A 25,675-nucleotide genomic window follows, 5' to 3' on the forward strand; every position below is an offset into this window, starting at 1 on the left:
TACGCTTTTTTTTTACTTTTAAGAAACCGTGATGGCTGCCGTTTTCGTGTCGGCGAATACATGGAGGACCGAATCATCAAAACTAGTCGTTTTAAACTTAAGCACTTTTTGAACCACATCACTTTTTTCTTCGACGATGGTCATTCCCTCTAAGCTTACGTTAAAACTTCCTAAGTTAGACTTCAACTCTCCTTCAATCGCCTTTCCTGGAGGCAAAATCAGCTGGACCTTCCCAGTAATCGATTTGGCATGGATTGCTTCACAATCCTGCGCTTGATTCTTGCAGACGATTTCCCCGTTAAAGGACTGAACATCCATTTTCTTGAAGTGCCCATCGGCATTAATTGCCCCATTTAATGTTTCTGCCTCGAGCTCATCATAATTCGTATCTGAAATGGTGATGGTTCCGTTACCCGTTTCAAGTTCGCATGTTTCACCTTTCCCTTGTTGGATATGGATGACACCATTTGCTGTTTTGGCCTTAAGTTTCTCTGCCGTCAGGGATTCTGTAGTGATTGCACCGTTAAACAGCCTAACCTGAATGTCTTCATAGGCCTTGCTCGGGATATACAACACCGTATCGACCTTCATCGTCTTTTCACGGACCTTGAACTTCATTTTCCCAGCGTCGATTGCAAAGTGAACTTCCTCTAGGAAGGTCTCCCTCGCCTTTTCTATATCTTCCACCCGATACACTTTAGCAAGACATTCCACTCGTACATCCTGCTGGTCCCATGTTGCGATTTTCACTTTCCCATTTGCGATATCGATATCGATTTCATCCAGGTACTCATAATCATGTTGAAAAATATGACTGACCTCGACGGATTTCCCAAAGTTAAAATCCAAATCCGTTTCTTTAATCTTTTTATATGCACTTTCAACGAAGCCTAAGATTTTTTCCTTAGAGGATTGTACATTCTTCTTGAAGCTATCCTGGGCACTGTCATCACTTTTCTGATTGACAACAACGGTGGATAGCTCATTTTGCAACTTCTGCTCTTTTGCATCACTTTCCAAACTAGCCTTTTCTAATTCCTCCAACAGATTCAATGCTTCTACAGCTGTCAGCTTTCCTTCTTGTACCATCTCTAATATTCTCTGTTTTTCCGCTTGCATAGACATCCCCACTTTCTTAGAGTACCTTACACATACATACGCCCAGACAGGTGAAAAGTTTCATAATTATCCCAATTCCATTTATCGACAAAGAGTGGCGACAATTTCTGAAAGGGGAAAGAACACATTTCCCCGGAAATAATGGAGTTCAATTGATTTTAATCAACTGATTAATTAAAAAGAACCTGCCATATTTCTACAAAAAGCAAGCCGAATTGGCTTGCTATTAAACATGTTCATGCTCTTGTTCTTTTTCTTCGATCCATTTTTCCATCCGGATTTTATCACGGGTCAACACAGGCTTTAAATATTTCCCTGTATAAGATTCAGGCACTTCACAAATATCCTCTGGTGTTCCGTAGGTTACGATGGTCCCGCCTTTATCTCCGCCTTCAGGACCCAAATCAATGATATGGTCCGATGCCTTGATGACATCAAGATTATGCTCGATAACGAGAACGGTATCCCCATTGTCCACAAGTCGCTGTAAGACTTCAAGCAACCTGGCGATATCATGGACGTGCAGACCGGTAGTCGGTTCATCCAAGATATAAAATGAACGGCCAGTTGAGCGGCGATGCAATTCGGAAGCGAGCTTCACCCGCTGGGCTTCACCGCCTGACAATGTGGTTGCCGGTTGCCCAAGCTTGATATACCCTAGCCCCACATCAAATAGCGTTTGTATTTTCCGTTTGATTTTCGGGATATTTTCGAAGAAGCTGACACCTTCCTCGACAGTCATATCAAGGATATCGGAAATGTTTTTCCCTTTATATTTCACTTCCAGTGTTTCACGGTTATACCTTTTTCCATGGCAGACTTCACATGGAACATAGACATCAGGAAGGAAATGCATTTCGATCCTAATGATTCCGTCACCTCGGCAGGCTTCACAACGGCCGCCCTTCACATTAAAGCTGAAACGTCCTTTTTTATACCCACGGATCTTCGCTTCATTCGTTGATGCAAAAACGTCACGAATATCATCGAACACGCCTGTATAGGTGGCCGGGTTAGAACGAGGCGTCCTGCCAATTGGCGATTGATCAATATCAATCACTTTATCTAAATGTTCAATCCCTTTAATTTCACGGTACTCCCCAGGTCTAGCCTTGGCACGGTTCAGTTTTTGCGCTAGAGACTTATGAAGGATTTCATTCACTAACGTACTTTTACCAGAACCGGAAACCCCAGTGACCGATGTAAACACCCCAAGTGGGAATTTAACATTGACGTTTTTCAGGTTATTTTGCTTAGCCCCTTTGATTTCAATGAACCGTCCGTCGTTTTTTCGGCGTTCTAACGGAAGAGGGATGAACTTCTTTCCGGAAAGGTATTGGCCCGTTAATGATTGGGGATTATTCATGACTTCTTCCGGGGTGCCGGCAGCTACGATTTCTCCACCATGTTCACCTGCTCCCGGTCCCACATCAATCAGATAATCTGCCGCAAGCATCGTATCTTCATCATGCTCGACCACGATGAGCGTATTGCCGATTTCACGCATGTTTTTTAGCGTGTCAATCAATCGGTCATTATCACGCTGATGCAGACCGATGGAAGGTTCATCTAAAATATACAGCACCCCCGTCAGACGTGAACCTATCTGGGTAGCCAACCGGATACGCTGAGCTTCCCCACCCGATAATGTTCCTGCTGCCCGGCTTAACGTCAAATAATCCAACCCGACGTTATCAAGGAAACCAAGGCGTTCGCGGATTTCCCGTAAGATCAACTTCGCAATCGCGGCTTCTTTTTCGGTCAACTCCAGGTTATCGAAAAACTGCAAGGAGTCTGAAACCGATAAAGCCGTTGTTTCGCTTATATGGACACCTTGAATGAGGACAGCGAGGCTTTCTTTTTTCAATCGATGCCCCTTACATGTGGGACACGGATTCTCCGACATGTATTTCTGCATTTGCTCCCGTATATAATCGGAGTTCGTATCCTTAAAACGCCGTTCGATATTTCGTAAAACCCCTTCAAACGGAATATGGCCTTCCTGCACTCTTCCAAAATCATTTTTATAGCGGAAATAGATCTTATCCTTACCTGATCCCAGTAAGATTTTCTCCAGTTTCTCTTCCGGAAGGTCTTTGACCGGGATATCCATATCGATGTCATAATGAGTCGCTACAGCTTCAAGGAGCTGCGGGTAATATTGAGAACTCGTCGGCTCCCATGGCGCTATGGCATGCTGGCGAAGACTTAACTCTTTATTCGGGATGACCAGATCACGGTCCACTTCAAGCCTTGCACCCAAACCATCACAATCCGGACAGGCCCCGAATGGACTATTGAAAGAAAACATCCTCGGCTCTAACTCCCCAACAGAAAAACCACAGATTGGGCAAGCATGATCCTCACTGAAGAGTAATTCCTCTTCGCCCATCACATCTATAATGACCTTGCCATCCCCAAGCTTCAAAGCGCTTTCCAAGGAATCTGCAAGTCTTGCCCTGATTCCTTCTTTGATGACGATCCGGTCAATGATGACTTCTATTGAATGCTTTTTATTCTTTTCAAGGGTGATATCATCACTGAGGTCATACATCTCCCCATCAATCCGTACACGGACATACCCTTGTTTCTTCACTTCTTCCAGCACTTTCACATGCGTTCCCTTTCTTCCTGAAACGAGTGGTGCCAATACTTGAAGCTTTGTCCGTTCCGGATAATCAAGTATACGATCAACCATTTGTTCAATCGTCTGGGAACTGATTTCGATATGATGGATCGGACAAGTCGGCCGGCCGACCCTCGCATATAGCAATCTTAAATAATCATAAATTTCCGTTACGGTTCCCACAGTGGAACGAGGGTTCTTGCTCGTCGTTTTCTGATCGATCGATATCGCAGGAGATAACCCTTCAATCATATCCACGTCTGGTTTATCCACCTGCCCTAAGAATTGGCGGGCATAAGCCGAGAGTGATTCGACATAACGTCTTTGTCCTTCCGCATATATCGTATCAAAAGCCAAGGACGACTTCCCGGAACCGGATAATCCCGTTAGCACCACAAGCTTATCCCTCGGTATCGTGACGTCGATATTCTTGAGGTTGTTGGTCCTTGCACCCTTAATCACAATTTTATCCATTGCCATGTTTCGTCACCCTTCCGCTTTTAACTCTAATATTAAATCACGCAGTTCGGCAGCCCGTTCGAAATCCAGTGCCTTTGCCGCTTCTTTCATTTCTTTTTCCATGCTTGCCACCACTTTTTCGCGCTCTTTCTTCGGAAGCTTAGACAGTTTGATAGCCGGATCTTCCTGATACGCTTCCCCATCTTCAACAACTTGCGTAGCCCGGATGGAATCCCTGATATCCTTTTGGATGGTCTGTGGTGTGATTCCATGCTTTTTGTTGAAATTTTCCTGGATTTCCCGTCGGCGCGTCGTTTCACTGATGGCCAGTTCCATCGAATTCGTTATCCGGTCAGCATACATGATGACGTGCCCGTTTGCATTCCTGGCGGCACGGCCCATCGTTTGGATGAGTGAACGTTCCGAGCGGAGGAATCCTTCTTTATCAGCATCGAGAATGGTCACCAAGGACACTTCGGGGATATCCAGACCTTCCCGCAAAAGATTGATCCCGACAAGGACATCATATTTCCCCATCCTCAATTCCCGGATGATTTCAATTCTTTCCAACGTTTTTATCTCAGAATGAAGGTACTGAACCTTGATTCCTATATCCTTCAGGTAATCCGTTAAATCCTCGGACATCTTTTTCGTCAATGTCGTAATTAAAACCCGTTCATCCCGTTTAGCCCGTTCCTGGATTTCACCTATCAGGTCATCAATCTGCCCTTCAATCGGTCGCACTTCAATGGTAGGATCAAGCAATCCAGTAGGTCGGATAATTTGCTCGACCATTTCCGGCGTATGTTCCAATTCATATGGTCCTGGAGTTGCCGAAACGAATATGGATTGATGGACTTTCTTTTCAAACTCCTCGAATCTGAGTGGCCGGTTATCTTTCGCAGAGGGTAGGCGGAATCCATGGTCCACCAATACCTGCTTCCGAGCCTGATCGCCATTGAACATGCCGCGGATCTGTGAAAGGGTCACATGTGACTCGTCGACAATCAATAGGAAGTCTTCCGGAAAATAGTCAATCAAGGTGTAAGGTGTAGCTCCTGCGGGGCGTAGGGTTAAATGACGGGAATAGTTCTCGATACCCGAACAGAAACCCATCTCCCTCATCATTTCCAAATCGTAACGGGTCCGTTGCTCCAATCGCTGTGCTTCAAGAAGCTTTTCATCTTCACGAAGTTCTGCCAATCGTTCTTCAAGTTCCGTTTCAATATTTTGAATCGCCACATTCAGTTTCTCTTCACGTGTCACGAAATGGGATGCCGGAAAGATGGCGATATGTTCCCGTTCACCAGTGATCTCGCCAGTCAGGGCATCGACTTCCCGAATCCGGTCAATCTCGTCCCCGAAAAACTCGACCCGAACGCAGTGTTCATCTTTTGAGGCCGGGAAGATTTCAACTACGTCTCCGCGGACCCTGAACGTTCCACGTTGAAAGGCAATATCATTTCTCTCATATTGAATATCTACAAGTTTATGCAGCAGTGCATTTCTGTCTATCTCCATACCAGTACGCAGCGATACCACCATCTCCCTGTATTCTTCCGGGGAACCTAACCCATAAATACAGGATACACTGGCAATGATGATGACATCTTCCCGTTCGAACAAAGAGGATGTCGCCGAGTGGCGGAGTTTATCGATTTCATCATTGATACTGGCATCTTTCTCTATGAAAGTATCAGTGGAAGGCACATAGGCTTCTGGCTGATAGTAATCGTAATAGCTGACAAAGTACTCAACCGCATTATTGGGGAAAAACTCTTTGAACTCACTGTAAAGCTGCCCTGCCAACGTTTTGTTATGGGCAATGACAAGAGTAGGCTTATTGATTTGTTGGATGACATTGGAGACAGTGAATGTTTTCCCTGTTCCTGTCGCTCCAAGCAGCGTCTGCATACTCTTTCCTTCTTTTATGCCAGCAACAAGCTTTTCTATCGCCGCTGGCTGATCTCCCTGCGGAGAATATTTTGAGACTAACTCAAACGTTTCCTTCACCAAGCATGGCCTCCTACTGAATTAGTTTTATATGAAAAAAGGGATATGATTTATTCCTTCTATTTATTCCGTTTAAAGAACTATATATACACATTCTACCACAATATCCCCAAAACAAACCACCGAAAAGCGAACAAACATTCTGTTTCGTATTTTATAACCTAGCAGGTCAAAGAGTCCTTTTCATAGAAATCGAGACAAAAAAAGCACCTCTATAAATTAGGCGCTCTTGGCTGTTCGTTTCATCATTCTTTTTGATAACCAGAAACCCACCGTCAGTGATAGTGCATCAATGATTATTAATAAGTTCGTATGTGTATAACCTTTATATGCGGAAGCGGCGATCAATGCAACCGTTAGTATAAGACCTACAATATAGTTATAGGTGACCCTTGAAAATAGCATGACTAGAAGACCGGGTAATAGAAGGGCTGAAAGAAATTTAATCATTTTTTCATCTCCTTTGTAAGAGAAAAATAGAGTAGTTACAGTTTAAATGATTCCTTGGTTTTTTGCCAATCTATTTCCTGCAAAACGAACAAGCGGTATACAAAAGGGAAACCCCCTTCAAGGAAGGGAGTTCACTTTTTGCATCCTATTAATATGGATCGGCGTCATGACCTTTTTCGACTGCTTCCTCTGGATTGTCCGTACCACCCATTGGTTTGGAAGACTCGGTATGTTGGGAAGCTGCCGCTAATCCATCTTTCAAACGACGGCCATAATCTTTATCGGCCTCTTCAGCAAGGGCAATCATCTTCTCTTGAATGCGTGGATCAGCAGGTGCGAGTGCATCCACTAGATTGGAGATCAATTCGTCCCTTTCCCAATCCTCGAATTCACGATACGTTTCACCTGCTTGTTTCGTGTTGCTTTGGCGATCTATCGTTTCACGGACCAGTTTGCCCTCCACAAAAGGGGTATACTCTTTACCCGTCTGCTCAGCCTCTTTCAATCCTCCTACAGTCGATGGTTCGTAGTTGATATGAGGACTTTGGTTTCCTCTACCCACTTCATACTGCATTTGGCCGCCCGTTTGATTGGTCGCCGTCCGTTTTTTCGGTGCATTGATCGGCAGTTGCAGATAATTGGCCCCCACGCGATGACGTTGTGTATCCGAATACGAGAATGTGCGGCCTTGGAGCATCTTATCATCCGAGAAATCCAATCCATCTACAAGGACTCCCGTTCCAAAAGCAACCTGCTCGACTTCGGTGAAATAATCTTCCGGGTTCTTATTCAAAACCATCGTGCCGACATGCAGCCATGGGAATTGGTCTTTTGGCCAAATCTTCGTATCGTCTAATGGATCGAAATCCAGTTCAGGATGGGCATCATCACTCATGATCTGTACATTTAAATCCCATTCTGGGTAATCCCCATTTTCGATTGCTTCATATAAATCCTGTGTAGCATGATTGAAATTCGTCGACTGAATCTCATTCGCTTCTTTCTGCGTCAAGTTTTTGATCCCTTGCTTTGGTTCCCAATGGTACTTGACCAGGACTGCTTCTCCCTCTTGATTCACCCACTTATACGTATTGACCCCGGAACCCTGCATCATGCGGTAGCTAGCCGGAATGCCCCAAGGCGAGAATAAGAAGGTGATCATATGGAAGGTTTCCGGAGAACTTGAGCAGAAATCGAAAATCCTTCTGCCATCCTGAATGTTCGTAACCGGGTCGGGTTTGAAGGCATGGATCAAATCGGGAAATTTCATGGCGTCGCGGATAAAGAATATTTTGAGGTTGTTCCCTACTAAATCCCAGTTTCCATCTTCCGTATAAAACTTAACGGCAAATCCACGAGGGTCACGTAATGTTTCAGGGGAGGTTCCCCCATGAATGACCGAAGAAAACCTGACGAAGACCGGTGTTTTTTTACCCGCTTCTTGAAAGACCTTTGCTCTCGTATATTTAGAAACCGGCTCGTCTCCCGCCTTGCCTGTCGGAACAAAATATCCATGTGCACCTGCACCTCGTGCATGTACCACCCGCTCCGGAATCCGCTCTCTATCGAAGTGACTCATTTTTTCCAGGAAGTCGTAGTTCTCTAATGTACTTGGTCCCCTGTTTCCAACAGTCCGGATGCTTTGATTATTCGTTATGGGGTGCCCTTGTCGGTTGGTCAAGGTTTCTTCCGATTCATTATTCGTCTCTTTTGGTTGATCAGACACTAAATTTCCTCCTTTGTAAATATCATCCATCACTCCAACTAACATCCCCAATTCCTCAAACTTCACTCATATTAATTCAAAATTCTTCAATTAATGTAAATTACGTTCTAATTACCTACAAAAAGTTCCAAAAAACACCTACTAATTGATGTGAGTATATTGTACTATTATTAATGAATCTCCTTCACACTATCGCCAATGATACCGATAAAAATCATGGAGATTACTCCAATGAAGGCATCTCCGCAGAATATGTGCACTTATATTCACTTACCAAGGGTTATTCTGACCCAACCTCTGGATGAACCATAGCCATTCGATTATTTCAGCATAATTTAAAGGAGCGAGCTTTAATGAAAAGAAGAATAATCACCCTATTTGCAGCAACCTTGGTTTTTTTGACGATTTTCTCGTATCCACACGCCACCGATCAAGTTCAAGCCGCTTCCAAAACGGCCAAAGTTACAGCTAGTTCCCTCCATATAAGAGAACAACCTAAGACCACCGCAAAATCTCTGGGCTTAATAAAAAAAGGAAAAGAAGTGACGATCTCTTCACAAAAATCCGGATGGTCGAAAATCAAGTATGGAAAACTAACGGGCTGGGTTTCCACCACGTATTTGGACGAGTTAGGTTATGTGACAGCTTCCTCGTTAGTATTAAGAAAATCAAATAATACAAGCAGCAAGTCTCTCGCAACCTTACCTAAAGGAACCGCCGTAGAAATTAAATCGACCAAAGGCAATTGGCTACAAATCTATGTATCTTCCAAAAAGAAAACCGGTTGGGTTTCTAAAACATACATATCTAGTTCCAAGCCTACAGCCACCGCTAAACCGGCAGCTGTCAGCACAACCAAGTACTATGTTACAGCCAGTTCATTGTATGTCCGTAAGTCTGCCAATACCACGTCAAAGAAGCTGGCGACGATCAATAAGGGCGCTGCCGTTACCTATATTAAAAAATCGGGTAACTGGGCAAACGTGAAGACGGCTTCCGGCGTGACCGGATGGGCTTCCTTAACCTATCTATCTAAGAAAAAACCTACTGCATCTCCTTCAGCCGTTAAGGAAACGACTTACTATGTAACAGCTGCCGAGCTATACGTAAGGAAATCGGGTAACTCAAAAGCAGACAAAGTCACCACTCTAAAAAAAGGGGAGGCTGTCACGCTTTATGAAGAGAAAGACAAATGGGGAAGAATCAAAACGGCTTCCGGGAAAACAGGTTGGGCTTCCCTTACCTATCTAGCAAAAACCAAGCCGAAAGAAACAAAACCAGTAACAACCACACCACCTAAAGTAGAAGCACCTATAAAAGAAGAACCGGTCAAAACCAAGCCAACCAAATACTATGTCATTTCCGACTCGTTGAACATTCGCAATGGACCTTCGGCAACGAATAAAATAATAGGGGCCGTCGATAGAAGTGATAGTGTCATAGTGACGGAAACACAAGGAGATTGGGGCAAGGTCGAAACACAATCCGGTTTGGTAGGATGGGCCTCCCTCACGTATCTATCGAAGACCAAACCGAGTGATGGATTTAAAGGCAAGGTGATCGTCCTTGATCCGGGGCATGGCGGGTCTGACCCTGGGGCATCCGGGAAAAATAATCGGGAAAAGGATTTAACTCTTTCCACGGCTAAAAAGCTGAAAGCCAAATTGGAGGAGGCCGGTGCAAAAGTCGTCATGACACGAACAGGCGATACGTATCCCTCTTTAAGTAAACGAGTGGAAATCAGCCAGGCCAACAAACCCGATGTCTTTATCAGCATTCACTATAATGCTGGTCCCAGCTCAGCCAACGGCATTGAAACATTTTATCTAGCATCGAATGTCAATGAAAAAGAGCTCGCACAAACCGTACAAGCTGAAATCATCAAAGAAACAAAATTGAGGGACCGTGGTGCCAAAACGGGGAACTTCCAGGTCATCCGGGATAACAAGCAAGCTGCGATATTACTAGAATTAGGGTTCATCTCCAATTTGGAAGAAGAAAAGCTCATTGCCACGAGCGCCTATCAAGACACGGCCGTCACTGGTATCTTTAATGGGTTGAAGAAATACTTCAATTTATTTTAATGAATCAAAAAAGCTTTGGAGGGATTTACCTTCCAAAGCTTTTTTTTAGAAATTCAAGAAACTGCATACCCAGTTTTGCAAATAGGAAAGTTTCCCCTTTATAATTAAGAGTGGATTATGATAAAAATTTCAAAAGTGAGGTGCCTTCATTGAACATGTTAGGAAGATTAAGCAAAATGATGACCGGAACAATCAGCCGTTGGGTTGTCATCGCCATCTGGATTATTGCGACAGTACTGTTAACCTTCACGTTACCGGCAGTGAACGATAAAACGGAAAATGTTCCTACTGATTTACCTGCAGACTCAGATTCTGTCGTAGCGGATGAACTGATAAAAAAAGAATTCCCTAATTCCTCAGGGATACCTGCCTTGCTTACATGGCATCGGGAGGGTGGACTGACTGATGCTGATTTAGCTGAAATTCAAAACCTTTCCAAAGAGCTTACAGAAAGTCCCTTAAAACAGCAATCCTTCTTACCTCCTCTTCACAACGCTCCACTGCCCGCACTAAAGGGCTCTGTTTCTGAAGATGGTACGACTTTCGTACAGCCCCTCTTCTTTGAGGAAAGTGCCGGGACAGCCGTTTTGGAAAAAAACATTGAACGCATCAATAAGTTAGTAACCGAACGCGTCGGTACGGACCCTTCAAAGGTTAAAATCGACTCTGAAGACCTGTCCCTTCGTGTAACGGGTCCTGTCGGGATCTCCGTCGATGCGACTGGATTATTTGCCGGTGCCGATATTCAATTACTACTGGCGACGGTTATACTCGTTCTTGTCGTCTTATTACTTATTTATCGCTCACCACTTTTAGCGATCATTCCATTAATCGGGGTCGGTTTCGCTTACCTTGTCACAAGTCCTATCCTAGGATTCATGGCAGACCACGGCTGGATTACAGTCGATGCGCAGGCCATTTCGATTATGACCGTATTGCTATTCGGGGCGGGAACCGATTATTGTTTATTCTTGATATCCCACTACCGTAGTGAATTGAGAAGACACGAAAGCAAACGAGAAGCCATGATGGCTGCCTTTAAAGATTCTTCAGGCGCCATTGCGATGAGCGGTCTGACGATCGTCGTCTCCCTATTAACATTGCTCGTGGCTCAATATGGTGCTTATCATCGTTTCGCCGTACCATTCAGCTTATCCATATTAATCATGATGATTGCTGCCTTAACTCTCGTTCCTGCACTACTTTCCGTTTTCGGCCGGGCCTCTTTCTTCCCGATCGTTCCACGTACACCCGAAATGGAAGAAGCACGCGCGAAGAAAAAGGGCAAACCCGTCAAGATACACAAAGAAGGCGGACGCATTGGAAAATGGATTGGGAATATCGTTACAACAAAGCCATGGACCGTCATCCTTACTTGCCTGATTCTTTTCGGCCTTTTAGCTGGCTATTCATCACAAATAAAATATTCCTATGATATCCTCTCTTCATTCCCAGAAGACATCAACTCTCGTGAAGGATATACCGTCATTTCCGATGCCTACTCTCCTGGTGAACTTGCACCGGCAACAGTCGTCGTCGATACGGATGGTAAGGATATCGATTTAACGGATTCCCTGAAGGATATGAGCCTGATCGGAAGTGTCTCAGAACCTGTAAGGAGTGAGACCAATAAGGATTTACAATCCTATGAAGTCAAATTCAATATCAACCCATACGATACGAAAGCCATCGACGCCATTTCAGATATACGCAGTTCCGTAGAAAAAGAACTGAAAGAAGCGAAGATCTCATCCGTTGATGAAAAAGTATGGATTGGCGGCCAGACAGCCGAGCAACACGATAAACGCGAAACGGTCAAGGCAGATGAATTCTTGGTTTTCCCAATCATCATCGTCTTGATTTCATTGCTACTGTTAGCCTACCTTCGTTCCGTAACAGCCATGGCTTATTTAATGGGAACGGTTATCCTTTCCTTCTTTGCCGCTATGGGCTTAGGCTGGATCATCCTTCACCACTTCATGGGTGTGGATGCAATTGAAGGCACGATTCCGTTGTATTCATTCGTATTCCTTGTCGCCCTAGGGGAAGACTACAACATCTTTATGGTATCGAGCATATGGCGCAAGAAGAAGACGATGCCAATCAAGCAAGCCATAAGAGAAGGTGTAACCGAAACAAGTGGCGTCATCACTTCAGCCGGTATCATCTTGGCAGCTACATTCTCTGTGCTCGCTACGTTGCCGATTCAAGTGCTTGTCCAATTCGGACTCATTACCGCACTCGGTGTACTGATGGACACATTCATCGTTCGCCCATTCCTAGTGCCGGCGATTACCGCTTTGCTTGGTCGCTATGCTTTCTGGCCAAGTAAAGCCCCGATTCACGAAGAAAAAGAACGTTCTAACTAAGAGTTTCTTTCTTAGACCTGTGTCCGCACACATGCGGCACAGGTTTTTTTGCATTTTCTAAATAAAGGAAAAAACGTTTGACTCTGGAACCCCTAGCTCATATAATTACAATATGTTAAATTATCTCAAATTAAAGATATATAATTTCAAGATGAAATAGGAGGAATTTAGAATGGCTAAAACAAAATGGATCGTCGACCCTACACACAGCGCGATAGAGTTTTCTGTAAAACACATGATGATTGCAAAAGTAAAAGGAAGTTTCAATAAATTTGACGCCAGCATTTCTGCAGACCCAACCGACCTGACAACAGCGGAAATTGATTTCACAGTGGATTTGGCCAGCATCGACACACGCAATAATGACCGCGACGACCACCTGCGTTCTGCTGACTTCTTTGACGTTGAAAAGAACCCGAACCTGACATTTAAAGCTACAGACATCAAAAAAACGGATGACGATGAGTATGCCGTAACCGGTGATGTCACGCTTCACGGAGTAACAAAAGAAGAAACATTCGTCATGACATTCGAAGGGCAAGGAAAAGACCCATGGGGTACGGAAAAAGCCGGCTTCAGTGGCAAAGGGAAAGTGAAGCGCAGCGACTATGGTTTAACCTATAATGCAGCCCTAGAAACGGGCGGGGTACTGATTGGAGATCAAATCACCATTTCCATTGATATCGAAGCCGCAAAAGAAGCGTAAAATATTTCATTAAAAAGCCCCCAAAGAGCAGAGCAACCTGCCTTTTGGGGGTTTCTTGTGAAAAATCGTTCAATAACTGGATTTAGAAAAAACAAGCGTATGCTTATCCTGTTTATCTTTGTAACTCATATATAATTTTTCCCCTTTTATTTCATACAACAGAGTATCGGAATGCTTTAATCCTGCCCATTCTGCAGGTACATCAAAATCTGCTTCATCCCCTGTCTTCATTTTCAGAGATTCCCCATCATATTGTGTAATCTCTCCTTGGATGCCCGGGTTCCCCGCTTCAGCATCATACAAAGAAAATTTCCCATTTTTCTCGATGTCAAACGCGTAAAATCCTGTATAACGATTTCCATCTAAACTCATTTCTTCCCCATGCCACTCCCCTATAAGGTCAACGGGGGCAGAACTTTCCTTTCTCCCGTCTTTCCCACCTGGTTGACATCCATATAAGAACAAGCATGATAATACTATCAAAATACTCTTCATACTCTTCATCTTCATCGTCATATCCATATTCGCACCTTCACTTTTCATTTCGTCTACCCACATAAGAAACCACCTAGATCTATCATCTAAGTGGTTTCAGTTACTATTCAGAAAGATCCGGCCGTTTCTATCCTGCTTGGCCACTCTCTTTCAATTGATCATCCACAAAAAGGATGCCCAATTCATAATGTTCCCCTTCAAATAAGGCTCGTTGCACAAAGCGCATTTGTTGATTAATGCCGATGACCTCTAACTTACAATAGGCCCGATTCTTTTGCAGCGCCCGGTACAACTCTTCTTCTTCCCTGACGACAACCCCATTGATCTTTGAGATGATTTCACCCTTGACCAATCCCATCTTGTCAGCCGGTGATTCAGGGATAACGCCTAGAATCTGGACGCCAAGCTTGCTTTTCGAAAAGTAAAACGGTTGCTTTTCGTCCAAATTCTTTTGCGCATAATGGATGAATTCCCGACCAAGGATCGCTAAAACAGCTGTTATGATTGCCAATAGTGGATACCAGTAGCTGACGACCGCCAAGACTGTAATCAATATGCCAAGTGTCCCTACCTGCTTACCTTGGGCCTTTATTGCCTGTTCCGGAAGCGATCCATGAACCTTCTGCCTAAATCCAATCAAAAATGGCAGAACGATTGGAGAAACGAACACTTCACCAATGGAGAATACGGGATACCAGTCAAAAGGAACGGGCAGTTCTCCCCCAGGAATCAGTACGAACATCGGAATCAGCCAAATACGTTGCGAAACATAAACGCCAATCGGCTGCCCGCGCTTTGAAACCTCTAACTGCGGTGATGCCTTTTTACTGCCTTTCTTAACGATAAGAAAACCTTCCGCCATCAACAAAAGCCCAATCAATATCACAAGTGTCGGATAAACCGATTGATTCAGTTGGTCAAATGCATCCGTGAAAATAGGAAGTGGCAAATCCTTACCATTTAGAAAGAAAAGGATAAAGAACGTGACACCCAACGTATAAACAGGTGATACCAGTCTCCTTTTCATGGTCAAGACGGCTAGGACCGAGACTGCCGCCATGATGACCACCGCCGCCATCGGTATGACAAGGCCAGACACCAGCGCGATGAGTGACAGAATCACCCCAGTGACGATTCCCTGTAGAAGCAAAGCCCGAAGCTCCATGGTTTTCCTATAAATCTTCGTATTGAAATCACGGCGCTCCCGTTTAACCCGAAGATAGCCAATGAATAAACAATAAGCAATGGAAACGTAAAGCAATGGATGAAGGAAGAGTTTTCCCAATCCTATTAAGCAATCAATAAGCCAATCCGTTGTCAATTTCTCTCCACCATCCCTATAAGTGATTAAAAGTATGTATCAATCGTTCTAGTCAGTTACTTCCTATTCTATCAAATATGTCAGCTTCCTGCCTATTAAGATGTAGAAAAAACTGTATCCGCTCTAATAGATGAAATGAATCTTTCCCCTTTCCTGCCAAGTAAAAAGGCAACACCCGATGGGCGTTGCCTCCTTCTTCTATTTCGCCAAATAATTCAAAGCCGTCCGTAGCTGAATATCATTATCTTCATCCTGAATTTTTTCCAAGATGACGGTTTCTAGCTTAGCTGCGGTCTTAGCATCCAACTTACCAGTCGCTTTCATCCCATACTGCTTCTGAAAAGCCTTGACCGCAATCTCCGTATTCCAATCGTAGTACCCATCCTCACGCCCTGTTTCAAAACCAATCCCTTTTAGGATCGTTTGCGCATACTGAATTTGGTCGTCTGTCATGTCCCGCTTCAATACCTTTTCGATGGTTAACTGATGGGCGTTGAAGTACACCGGTTGCTTGACTTCAATCGTCGGTTCGATTCCCTTTTTGTGAATCCAGTTACCAGATGGTGTCAGCCACTTGTACAGCGTAAGCTTGATATTGCTGCCATCTCCCATTGGGACTGCCTGTTGAACCGTCCCTTTACCGAACGTCTTCTCGCCAATCAGCGGGTATCCCCCGGCCTCCTCCATGGCACCGGCAAGGATCTCCGAAGCCGAGGCACTGCCTTTATCCGTCAGGACGGCAATGGGGTAGTCCTTCTTTTTCTTCAGCTCGGTGAAAAAGGATTGCGTCTCACCCGTTCTTTCGGCTATTTTCAAATATGGTTTATCTTTCGTAATAAACTCGCCTAAAATCGTCTCCACACTTGAAAGGAGACCGCCCGGATTCCCCCGGACATCGATCACCAGCCCTTCGATTCCCTTCTTCTCAAGTTCCTTCAACTGCTTTTTAAAATCCGATGCGGTATTTTCCGAGAATGTGGTCAACTCCACATACCCGATTTCCTCACCCGCTACTTCCTTGGTCGAAGAAAAAACCGTGTCCAATGGAATTTCTGCACGAACCATATTGAATTCGATTGGACTGGATACACCGGCACGTTTTATTTCCATTTTGACTGAAGAGCCCTTTTTCCCACGGATCTTCAACCGAGTTTCATAGAGGTCCAACCCTTCGACACTTTCCCCATTCACCTTTAGGATTTGGTCCTTCGGCTTTAATCCTGCCTTTTCAGCCGGGGAGTCCTTGTAGGGAGAGACAATGATGACCTTCCCGTCCTCCATCCCGATTTCCGTACCGATCCCTTCAAACGAGGAATCCAAGGTCTCATTGAACTGCTTTGCGGTCTCCTTGTCCATATATACGGAATATGGATCCTTCAATGTTGCCAGCATGCCTTGAATGGCACCTTCGATGAGCTTTGAGCCGTCTACCTGTTCAACATACTGGCTCACGATCAACCCGTAAGCTTGTTCCACTTTTGCCCACTCCTGATCTTTTATCCCCTCTTGGCTTCCCTGTTTCATCTCGTGTTTATCCTGGGTGCTTGTCCAATACATGCCCCCTGCTGCCCCAATAACTAATGACATCATGATTGCCAGAGGAATTACCCATTTTTTGACCATATTTATCCCCTTTTCTACCCCGATATATTTTTCACTATATGAGTAGGTTCGGGTAAATATGCTTTTGAACAGAGCAAAAAAACAGACTAGGATGTGATCCTAGTCTGTTTTATGATTCATATATTGGGTATTAGTTAGGTATGTAGCTTAATGGATTGACTGCATTGGACTTGCTGTAATTCCACGTACCTTTGTGAAGCTCAAAGTGCAAATGCTGTCCATAAGAATGTCCGGTATTCCCCATGATCCCAATTTGTTGACCTTTGGCAACGACTGCACCTGTACTAGCTTGTCTTGAACTTAAATGTGCATAAACCGTTGTCCACGTTTGGCCACTAATATTATGGGTAACAAAGATTACATTGCCGTATGAAGAGGACGTATACGAACGACTTACGACTCCGTCTGCCGCTGCTACAACAGGCACTGTTCCGCTAGCGGCAATATCAATCCCGGCATGTTGCTTATTCCAACGCTCGCCCATTTGTGAAGATACATAACCTGCACTTGGTCGTGTAAATGTTCCCGACGATACAGCCGGTGCAGCACTTACACTAGCCGGAGCTTGTGATGATGACGATGATGATGAACTACTATTAGAACTAGAGTTAGAATGGGAAGGAGCTTGTTTTTTCGCTTGAGCTGCTTGCGCTGCCTGTGCTGCCGCTTCTTGTTCTGCACGTTTTTTCGCTTCAGCTGCTGCTTTTTTACGAGCTGCTTCTAATTCAGCTAGACGATTCTTCTCTAAGTCGATGGCTGACTTGATAGCTGTTTCTTGAGCAGCAAGGTTCGCCTTTTCTTCCTCTAAGCCCATTTTATTTTCTTCTTCTTTTTTCGTTTGTTTCTTTAATTTCTTAACTAACGCAGCTTTTTGTTCTTTCTGCTGTTTTTGTTGATTTTGGATTTGTAAAAGTTGAGCTTTAGCCACTTCTAAACTAGCAAGCTTCGTTTCTACGGCCTTTTGCTTTTCTTCAAGCTCTTTTTTATCCAGCTCATGTTGTTTCAAAATCTCGCGATCGGCTTCTGCAATGGCTGCAACAGCTCCTACACGGTCAATTAAATCGCTAAAACTAGATGATCCGAACAATACTTCCACATAATTCAAATCTCCACCGGACTCCTGGAAGGAAAGGGCACGTTCCTTCAGAACGTCGTTACGCTTAGCGATACGTTCTTGCAACACTATAATTTCTGCTTTCAATACTTCAATTTCTTCTTTTGTTTGAGTGATTTCAGCATTTTTCGCATCAATTTTCTTTGCTGATTCTGCAATTTTCGCATCAATGGCAGCGATTTGCTCCTCAGCCGTCAGTTGTTTATTCTGGAGGTTATTGATTTTTTCTGAGGTAGTGGAAATGTCCGCTTCAACACCCGAACGTTTTTCCTGTATAGATGCCTTCTTTTGCTCTAAGTCTGAAATGGATTCAGCAAAAGCTGAAGGAGCAGCCAAAATGCTCCCCAAGCCAATCATGATTGTCGCGTTCACCGCGATAATATTCTTTTTCAATGTTCCATTTCCCCTTTCAATCTCGTTACAACTCGTGCCATGCAACGTCTCTCTATTTTGAATGAATTTCTTCTTCGTATTTCGAGTGTAAAAGAATTGTAAAGTTTGTTCGCTTATGCTTTTAAGAATTTTCTAACGGACATTAAGCTTCCCCATATTCCAATCACGGCGCCCATGATGATAAGAATCGCCGACACTTGGTAAATGAATGGACTTGCTGGTAAAAAGTCTACGAATTTAAACGTAATCTGTGGTGATATATAATTGAACAGATTGTAGTAGAGTACTGAAATCAGGGCGATAGGCACGACAGAACCAAGGATTCCTAACCAGAGTCCCTCTAAGAAGAATGGCCAACGAATGAAGTTGTTTGTTGCCCCTACCAATCTCATGATCTCAATTTCTTTTTTCCTAGCCACAATCGTAATTTTAATCGTATTCGAGATGAGGAACATGGCTGTGAAAAGCAACCCTACGATAAGTACAATCCCGATATTTCTAGCAATTTCGACAAAACTGAATAGGTTTTCAACATAACCTTGTCCATATTTAACGCTTTGAATATAATTGATGCTTTCGATTTCTTTCGCTACCTTGATCACATCTTGAGGTGTTTTCGTTTTAATGATATAAACATCCCGTAAAGGGTTGTCTTGTTCAAATGGTTTAAAGGCATCTCCATTATCGCCTAAATCATCAATTAAATTGGTGAGCTCTTCATCCTTAGGGGAGAAGACAACACTATCAATTCCACCTATACTCGTTATCTGCTTGCTGATTGCTTGTATATCCTCTTTACTCGCTGCATTATCAATATGCGCACGAATTTCGACATCGTTTTCGACATTACCCGCGATATGATTCAAATTCATCATAATCACTAAAAAAACGCCAACCAATGTTAGAGTGACTGTTACAGCACTTACTGATGCAAACGTCATCCAACCATTACGACCAATGTTTTTAAAGCTTTCACGGAAGTGACGGACGAGTGTTCTAAATTTCATATCCGTATTCACCTCTATGTTCATCGCGAACGATTTTTCCACCTTCAATGGCAATTACACGACGTTTAAAGTTATTAACAATATCTTTATTGTGCGTAGCCATGATAAGTGTCGTTCCGCGCTTGTTTATTTCTTCAAATATGCTCATGATTTCCCATGATGTTTCAGGATCCAGATTCCCTGTAGGTTCATCGGCAATAACCACCTTGGGGTCATTGACGATTGAACGGGCAATCGCAACCCTTTGTTGTTCTCCACCTGATAACTCTGCAGGACGCATTCTGGCTTTATGCTTGATCCCTACTAGATCGAGAACTTCCATGACTCTCTTTTTAATGACTTCAGGTTCTTTTTCGATGACTTCCATTGCAAAGGCAACATTTTCGTAGACTGTGAAAGTTTGAAGGAGTTTAAAATCCTGGAAGACCATCCCGATATTACGGCGAAATAGAGGAACTTTCGAATTGCGGATTTTTGGTAGGCTGACACCATTAACCAAGATATTTCCACTTGTCGGCTTTTCTTCCCGATACATCATTTTGATGAAGGTCGATTTGCCGGCACCACTTGGACCCACTACATAAACAAACTCGCCTGGCTGTATTTTTACATTCAACCCATTAATGGCTATGACGCCATTAGAATAGGTCTTTTTGACATCTATCATCTCTATCATTCTAAAACCACCTAATTTGCTTGTTAACTTATCTATTAAAAGCGTTTTTTTCGACAGCATTTTTTAAATAACGACAGGAATCATTTCGTTTTAAGCACAGGAACATTATAACATCAAAGTTTGTCAAATTAAGCATAAAAATATTACAGTTTCATTTCAAAGAGTGAGGTAAGACTATCTATCTAGTATACGGAAAAACGAATGGAAATAATAGGGGATTTTATGAAGAGGATGGATGAAACGTCCAGCCTAAAGGAGGACGTTTCAGTAGAAATGTTACTTATGTTCGGAAAGCCAATCGGCTACTTTTGATGCATCATCACCAATGATGACACCTTTTGGCATTCCACCTTGGCCTTTCAAGATGATTTGCTCAATTTCATCTTTCGACAAACGCGAACCGACTTCCGTTAAATTCGGGCCTACGCCGCCTTCAAGATTCACAGCATGACAACTTGAACATTTATTTTCATAAATCTTGGCTGCATCACCGGCACCAGCCGTGGTCGTTTCATTAGTATCCGTTGCCGGTTCTTTATCTGCGTTATTATCGTCATTCCCCCCGCAAGCAGTAAGCGCAAGAGATGTACCTAATAGTAAAGCTAACCATTTCTTTTTCATTGGACAAGCCCCCTTCTTCTCAAGTCTACCAGTACAGAAACATTATACCAATTTCAATCGAGTTTAAAACCCTCCCCAAGTACTTCTGAGGCATCCATGACGATCACGAATGCTTTAGGGTCAACGACTTTGACCAATTGTTTCAATTTAATGAATTCGGATTGGTCGATGACACACATTAAAATCGGACGGGAATCATCCGTATAGCCGCCATGCCCGGAAATCCGTGTAACACCGCGGTCTAGTTCATGTATAATAGCATCCCTAACTTCGGGTTCATTATTCGTGATAATTAATGCCATCTTGGAACGATTCAATCCAACCTGGATCAGGTCGATGGTCTTACTTGTGACATATAAGCTGATCAAGGCATACAGCCCTTTTTCGATATCAAAAACAATGGCCGCGCTCAAGACGATGAGACCGTCAATGATTGCCACACAGGTCCCCAATGACAAATTGGTATACTTATGAATGATCTGCGCCGCTAAATCCGTTCCCCCAGTGGAAGCCTTCCCGCGAAAGACTATGCCCAATCCCAATCCGACCAGGATACCGCCACAAAGGGATCCGAGTAACGCATCGTTCGTCCATGGTTCCCATTCCTTTGTCAAAAAGACGACAAACGGTAAAAATAATGTCCCGATGAACGTTTTTGCCCCAAAATTCCGTCCAAGCACAATAAGTCCGGCAATGAATAGAGGAATATTAAAGGCCCACTGAACGTATGCCGGCTCCCAACCTAGCGTCGTATATAGAATCGTGCTGATTCCGCTGACCCCGCCTGAAGCGACCTGGTTCGGTAGTAGAAATACATTGAATCCAATCGCAATGATTGCTGAACCTACCAATACGAGGCCATATTCCATCAAAATTTGTATCAAAGGGTGCTTTGGCTCCCGATATCTCTTTCTCATTCTGGTTGTCTCCTCATAATCCTTCTATTTAATTAGTCTTAACCGAAAGTAGTATAGCATCCCTGTTCATTTCCTGTAAATAACAGCCAGATGACGTGGTAAAGGACTAATGAATTGAAATGTTGTACAAAAAAATCGAACCGAATAAGATCCGGTTCGATTCATACCTCTTATAATTTAGAACGTAAATAAGCATCGATGAACATATCGATATCCCCATCCATCACTGCTCCAAGGTTTCCGGTCTCCGCACTTGTACGGTGATCCTTTACCATGGAATAAGGGTGGAAGACGTAAGAGCGGATTTGGCTTCCCCAGCCAATCTCCTTCTGTTCACCGCGGATTTCATCCAAATCGGCTTGTTGCTGTTCGATCTCAAGTTGATATAATTTGGCTTTCAGCATATTCATCGCTTGGGCCTTGTTTTTGATTTGCGATCTCTCATTTTGACACGTTACGACCGTATTCGTTGGTAAATGGGTAATCCGGACAGCTGAGTCAGTCGTGTTAATGTGCTGACCGCCGGCGCCACTTGCCCGGTACGTATCGATTTTCAAATCTTCCGTACGGATATCTATATGAATCGTTTCATCGAATTCCGGCATGACTTCGCATGATACGAACGAAGTATGACGGCGGCCTGATGAATCGAAAGGAGAAATCCGGACAAGACGGTGCACGCCTTTTTCCGCTTTCAAATAGCCATAAGCGTTATGGCCTTTGAATAGGAGCGTTACACTCTTGATTCCCGCTTCATCACCTGGAAGGTAATCAAGGGTTTCCACCTTGAATCCTCTTTTTTCGCCCCATCTAGTGTACATGCGTAGCAACATGGAACCCCAATCTTGGGACTCTGTTCCGCCTGCACCAGGATGCAGTTCCAGAATGGCATTTTTCGAATCATACTCTTCACTTAGTAGAAGCTGTAGTTCAAAGTCATTCATCTTTTGGGAAAGAATCGTGATTTCTTCCACTAACTCCGTCATAAGATCTTCATCATTCTCTTCTTTGACCAGTTCATACGTCAAATCGAGATTTTCATATGAATCATTCAACTCGGCCAATTGGTCGACTTGTTCTTTCAATGCGTTTGTTTCATTGATGACACCTTGAGCCTTTTGTTGATCATTCCAAAAGTCAGGATGCGTCATCTCATTTTCTAGTTGTGCAATGCGTGCCTCTTTTTCATCTAAGTCAAAGAGACCCCCTAAAGTCCGTTAATCGTTGCGCTGTTCTTTCTAATTCGTTTCTGATTTCTGCCATTTCCATTTCTATTCACCTCATTAGTATGTTAAAAAAAATCCCGTATCGGGATTTACTTCATGCAAATATACCTCATCAAAACGATATGCATCCCGTCCGCTTTACTAAACGAAACATGAAAAGAGGCGGTAAGTTCATTTAACTTATCCGTCTCTTCTCCATTATACACCTATTTTCAGGCTAAGTTGCCATGACAATTCTTATATTTTTTTCCGCTGCCACATGGACATAAAGCATTTCGCCCGACATCTTCTGATTTACGAGCCGGCGCCTTCTTCACTTTGCCGCCTTCGTCTTCTTTCGGATTGACCGCTTGTCCTTTTATGACTTCCTTCCGCTCCAAGTTATTGCGGATTTCAGCTTTCATAATGTACTTAGTGACCTCATCTTCCATCGAAGCAATCATGCTTTCAAACATCGCGAAGCCTTCTGATTGGTATTCACGAAGCGGATCGATTTGACCATATGCACGTAGGTGAATCCCTTGACGCAATTGTTCCATCGCGTCGATATGATCCATCCACTTGCTGTCCACCGCCCGAAGCACGATCACTTTTTCGAACTCGCGCATTTGCTCTTCTGAAAGCTCGGCTTCTTTTTGATCATAACTTTCTTTTACTTTTCCTAGAATGAATTCAACTAGTTCCGATTCATCTTTCCCATCCAAATCGGCAATTGTAATCTCACCCTCTTGGAATAGATTGCCGTTCAAGTAATCGACAAGTCCTTGCAAGTTCCAGCCTTCCTCATCGCCCATTGGCGCAAAAGCTGCAACATTACGTTGAATGGATGCCGTGATCATCGTTTCAACGATTTCACGCAAGTTTTCGCTTTCCATTACATCGAAACGCTGTTTGTATATGATTTCACGTTGCTGACGAAGAACATCATCATACTGCAGCAATTGTTTACGAGAATCGAAGTTATTGCCTTCAACCCGTTTCTGAGCGGATTCAACGGCTCTTGACACCATTTTGCTTTGAATGGGTTGGGAATCATCCATGCCAAGGCGCGCCATCATACTCTTCATATTATCCGAACCAAAGCGACGCATCAATTCATCTTCCATGGATAGATAGAACTGAGTGACCCCTGGATCTCCCTGACGACCAGAACGACCACGCAGCTGGTTATCAATCCGGCGACTTTCATGACGTTCCGTCCCGATGACGGCAAGCCCGCCCACGTCTTTGACGCCTTCACCTAGCTTGATATCCGTACCACGGCCGGCCATGTTCGTGGCGATCGTAACCGCTCCCTTATTCCCTGCATTCAAGATGATTTCCGCTTCACGCTCATGGTTCTTCGCATTCAACACGTTATGAGGAATGCCTTTTTTCGTCAAGTAATTGGAAATGATCTCCGAAGTCTCAATGGCGACCGTACCAACCAGCACGGGCTGTCCCTTTACATGACGCTCTGCAATATCTTCCACGACCGCTCTGAATTTCCCGTCCATTGACGCATAAATGAGATCTGGTCGGTCATCCCGGACAATATCCCGGTTCGTTGGAATCGCGATAACATTCATATTATAGATGTTACGGAATTCCTCTTCTTCCGTCTTGGCCGTACCCGTCATACCGGAAAGTTTTTCATACATCCTGAAATAGTTCTGGAAAGTAATCGTCGCAAGGGTCATGCTTTCATTTTGAATTTCTAGCCCCTCTTTTGCTTCAATGGCCTGATGAAGTCCTTCACTGTAACGGCGACCTTTCATTAAACGGCCCGTAAATTGGTCAACGATGACAATCTCGCCGTCTTGGACCACATAATCCACATCCAAGTGCATGGCAACATGCGCTTTCAATGCCTGATTGATATGATGGTTCAATGTCACATGATTGATATCGAATAAATTATCAATATTGAACGCTCTTTCAGCCCTGTTCATACCTTCTTCAGTCAATTGCACGCCTTTGGTTTTCTCATCATACGTGTAATCCGTATCTTTTTTCAGGGTACGTACAAACGCATTCGCCTGGATATAAAGCTGGGCTGACTTTTGCGCTGCACCGGAAATGATCAATGGCGTCCTCGCTTCATCGATCAAGATGGAATCGACTTCATCGATGACCGCATAATGCAATGGTCGTTGTACCATTTGTTCTTTATAGAGCACCATATTGTCACGCAAGTAATCGAAGCCTAACTCATTATTCGTGCTATACGTGATATCCGCATTGTATGCTTCTTGTTTTTCCTCTTTAGAATGACTGTTCAGATTCAACCCGACAGACAGTCCGAGGAAATTATATAACACACCCATATCCGTCGCATCACGCTGTGCGAGGTATTCATTGACGGTCACGACATGAACGCCTTTGCCAGTAATCGCATTTAAATAAACGGGCATGGTCGAGGTCAACGTTTTCCCTTCACCTGTTTTCATTTCAGAGATATTCCCATCATGAAGGGACGCCCCACCCATGATCTGAACGCGGAAAGGATACATGCCAAGGGCCCGCTTTGCCCCTTCACGTACGACAGCAAACGCCTCAACGAGCAAATCATCCACAGTTTCCCCGTTTTGATAACGTTTCTTGAATTCTTCCGTTTTGGCAGTCAGCTGCTCGTCCGATAACGAAGCCATCTCATCCGCCAGCGCTTCGACCTGATCAGCCACTTTCTCTAACCGCTTAAGTTCACGCTTATTCGGATCAAAAACTTTATTTAATATATTAAGCATTCAT

Annotated in this window: 18 protein-coding genes; 3 read left to right on the plus strand and 15 right to left on the minus strand. The window is 43.9% G+C overall.

The features are described from left to right. Positions 1–18: 18 nt before the first annotated feature. From ACIQXH_RS13460 to ACIQXH_RS13480, 5 genes are all read right to left on the minus strand, one after another. The gene (locus ACIQXH_RS13460; protein WP_402870674.1) at positions 19–1,119 is read right to left on the minus strand and encodes a DUF4097 family beta strand repeat-containing protein; all 1,101 of its coding nucleotides are present in this window, start codon (positions 1,117–1,119) and stop codon (positions 19–21) included. A 226-nt stretch (positions 1,120–1,345) separates the two neighbouring features. After that, complete coding sequence (gene uvrA, locus ACIQXH_RS13465) at positions 1,346–4,225, minus strand: excinuclease ABC subunit UvrA (protein WP_403123959.1); 2,880 nt, start codon at positions 4,223–4,225, stop codon at positions 1,346–1,348. Between the two features lie 6 nt (positions 4,226–4,231). Further along, positions 4,232–6,217, minus strand: coding sequence for an excinuclease ABC subunit UvrB (gene uvrB, locus ACIQXH_RS13470; RefSeq protein WP_403123962.1), 1,986 nt, complete (start codon positions 6,215–6,217; stop codon positions 4,232–4,234). A gap of 219 nt (positions 6,218–6,436) precedes the next feature. Then, positions 6,437–6,667, minus strand: coding sequence for a DUF2198 family protein (locus ACIQXH_RS13475; RefSeq protein WP_402870665.1), 231 nt, complete (start codon positions 6,665–6,667; stop codon positions 6,437–6,439). A 148-nt stretch (positions 6,668–6,815) separates the two neighbouring features. After that, the gene (locus ACIQXH_RS13480; protein WP_402954568.1) at positions 6,816–8,393 is read right to left on the minus strand and encodes a catalase; all 1,578 of its coding nucleotides are present in this window, start codon (positions 8,391–8,393) and stop codon (positions 6,816–6,818) included. Positions 8,394–8,746: 353 nt separating this feature from the next. On the opposite strand from ACIQXH_RS13480, the gene ACIQXH_RS13485 reads away from it, so the two are divergent. The 3 genes from ACIQXH_RS13485 (at position 8,747) to ACIQXH_RS13495 (ending at position 13,552) form a co-directional block, all read left to right on the plus strand. After that, a complete protein-coding gene (locus tag ACIQXH_RS13485; protein WP_403123964.1) occupies positions 8,747–10,477 on the plus strand; it encodes an N-acetylmuramoyl-L-alanine amidase family protein in 1,731 nt (576 codons plus the stop codon). A gap of 155 nt (positions 10,478–10,632) precedes the next feature. Further along, positions 10,633–12,846, plus strand: a complete 2,214-nt coding sequence (locus tag ACIQXH_RS13490; RefSeq protein ID WP_403124275.1) for an MMPL family transporter — start codon at positions 10,633–10,635, stop codon at positions 12,844–12,846. A 172-nt stretch (positions 12,847–13,018) separates the two neighbouring features. After that, complete coding sequence (locus ACIQXH_RS13495) at positions 13,019–13,552, plus strand: YceI family protein (protein ID WP_402870657.1); 534 nt, start codon at positions 13,019–13,021, stop codon at positions 13,550–13,552. Positions 13,553–13,621: 69 nt separating this feature from the next. On the opposite strand, the gene ACIQXH_RS13500 is transcribed toward ACIQXH_RS13495, so the two are convergent. From ACIQXH_RS13500 to secA, 10 genes are all read right to left on the minus strand, one after another. Further along, positions 13,622–14,110 (minus strand): hypothetical protein, encoded by a 489-nt coding sequence (locus ACIQXH_RS13500; protein WP_402870653.1) that lies wholly within the window; start codon positions 14,108–14,110, stop codon positions 13,622–13,624. A 64-nt stretch (positions 14,111–14,174) separates the two neighbouring features. Continuing rightward, complete coding sequence (locus ACIQXH_RS13505; protein ID WP_403123966.1) at positions 14,175–15,368, minus strand: PDZ domain-containing protein; 1,194 nt, start codon at positions 15,366–15,368, stop codon at positions 14,175–14,177. A 198-nt stretch (positions 15,369–15,566) separates the two neighbouring features. Continuing rightward, positions 15,567–16,991: a S41 family peptidase gene (locus tag ACIQXH_RS13510; RefSeq protein WP_403123969.1), complete on the minus strand. Its 1,425-nt coding sequence runs from the start codon at positions 16,989–16,991 to the stop codon at positions 15,567–15,569. A 130-nt stretch (positions 16,992–17,121) separates the two neighbouring features. Continuing rightward, a complete protein-coding gene (locus ACIQXH_RS13515) occupies positions 17,122–18,498 on the minus strand; it encodes a murein hydrolase activator EnvC family protein (RefSeq protein ID WP_403123972.1) in 1,377 nt (458 codons plus the stop codon). Between the two features lie 113 nt (positions 18,499–18,611). Then, complete coding sequence (ftsX, locus tag ACIQXH_RS13520) at positions 18,612–19,505, minus strand: permease-like cell division protein FtsX (RefSeq protein ID WP_402870641.1); 894 nt, start codon at positions 19,503–19,505, stop codon at positions 18,612–18,614. Continuing rightward, positions 19,495–20,181, minus strand: coding sequence for a cell division ATP-binding protein FtsE (gene ftsE / locus ACIQXH_RS13525; protein ID WP_402870638.1), 687 nt, complete (start codon positions 20,179–20,181; stop codon positions 19,495–19,497). The genes ftsX and ftsE overlap by 11 nt, the downstream gene beginning before the upstream one ends. Positions 20,182–20,457: 276 nt before the next feature. Continuing rightward, a complete protein-coding gene (gene cccB, locus ACIQXH_RS13530) occupies positions 20,458–20,802 on the minus strand; it encodes a cytochrome c551 (protein ID WP_402870636.1) in 345 nt (114 codons plus the stop codon). 53 nt (positions 20,803–20,855) lie between these two features. Further along, on the minus strand, positions 20,856–21,719 hold the full coding sequence (locus tag ACIQXH_RS13535) for a YitT family protein (protein ID WP_403123976.1): 864 nt from the start codon (positions 21,717–21,719) through the stop codon (positions 20,856–20,858). Between the two features lie 170 nt (positions 21,720–21,889). Further along, positions 21,890–22,988, minus strand: a protein-coding gene (gene prfB / locus ACIQXH_RS13540; RefSeq protein ID WP_402870630.1) for a peptide chain release factor 2 whose coding sequence is annotated in 2 segments (ribosomal slippage) — positions 21,890–22,915 and positions 22,917–22,988 — 1,098 coding nt in all. Because the reading frame shifts where the segments join, the coding sequence is not laid out codon by codon here. A 169-nt stretch (positions 22,989–23,157) separates the two neighbouring features. Continuing rightward, positions 23,158–25,671, minus strand: coding sequence for a preprotein translocase subunit SecA (gene secA, locus ACIQXH_RS13545; RefSeq protein ID WP_403123979.1), 2,514 nt, complete (start codon positions 25,669–25,671; stop codon positions 23,158–23,160). Positions 25,672–25,675: the final 4 nt, after the last annotated feature.

Source organism: Peribacillus sp. NPDC097225 (assembly GCF_044761955.1).
Lineage (GTDB): Bacteria > Bacillota > Bacilli > Bacillales > DSM-1321 > Peribacillus.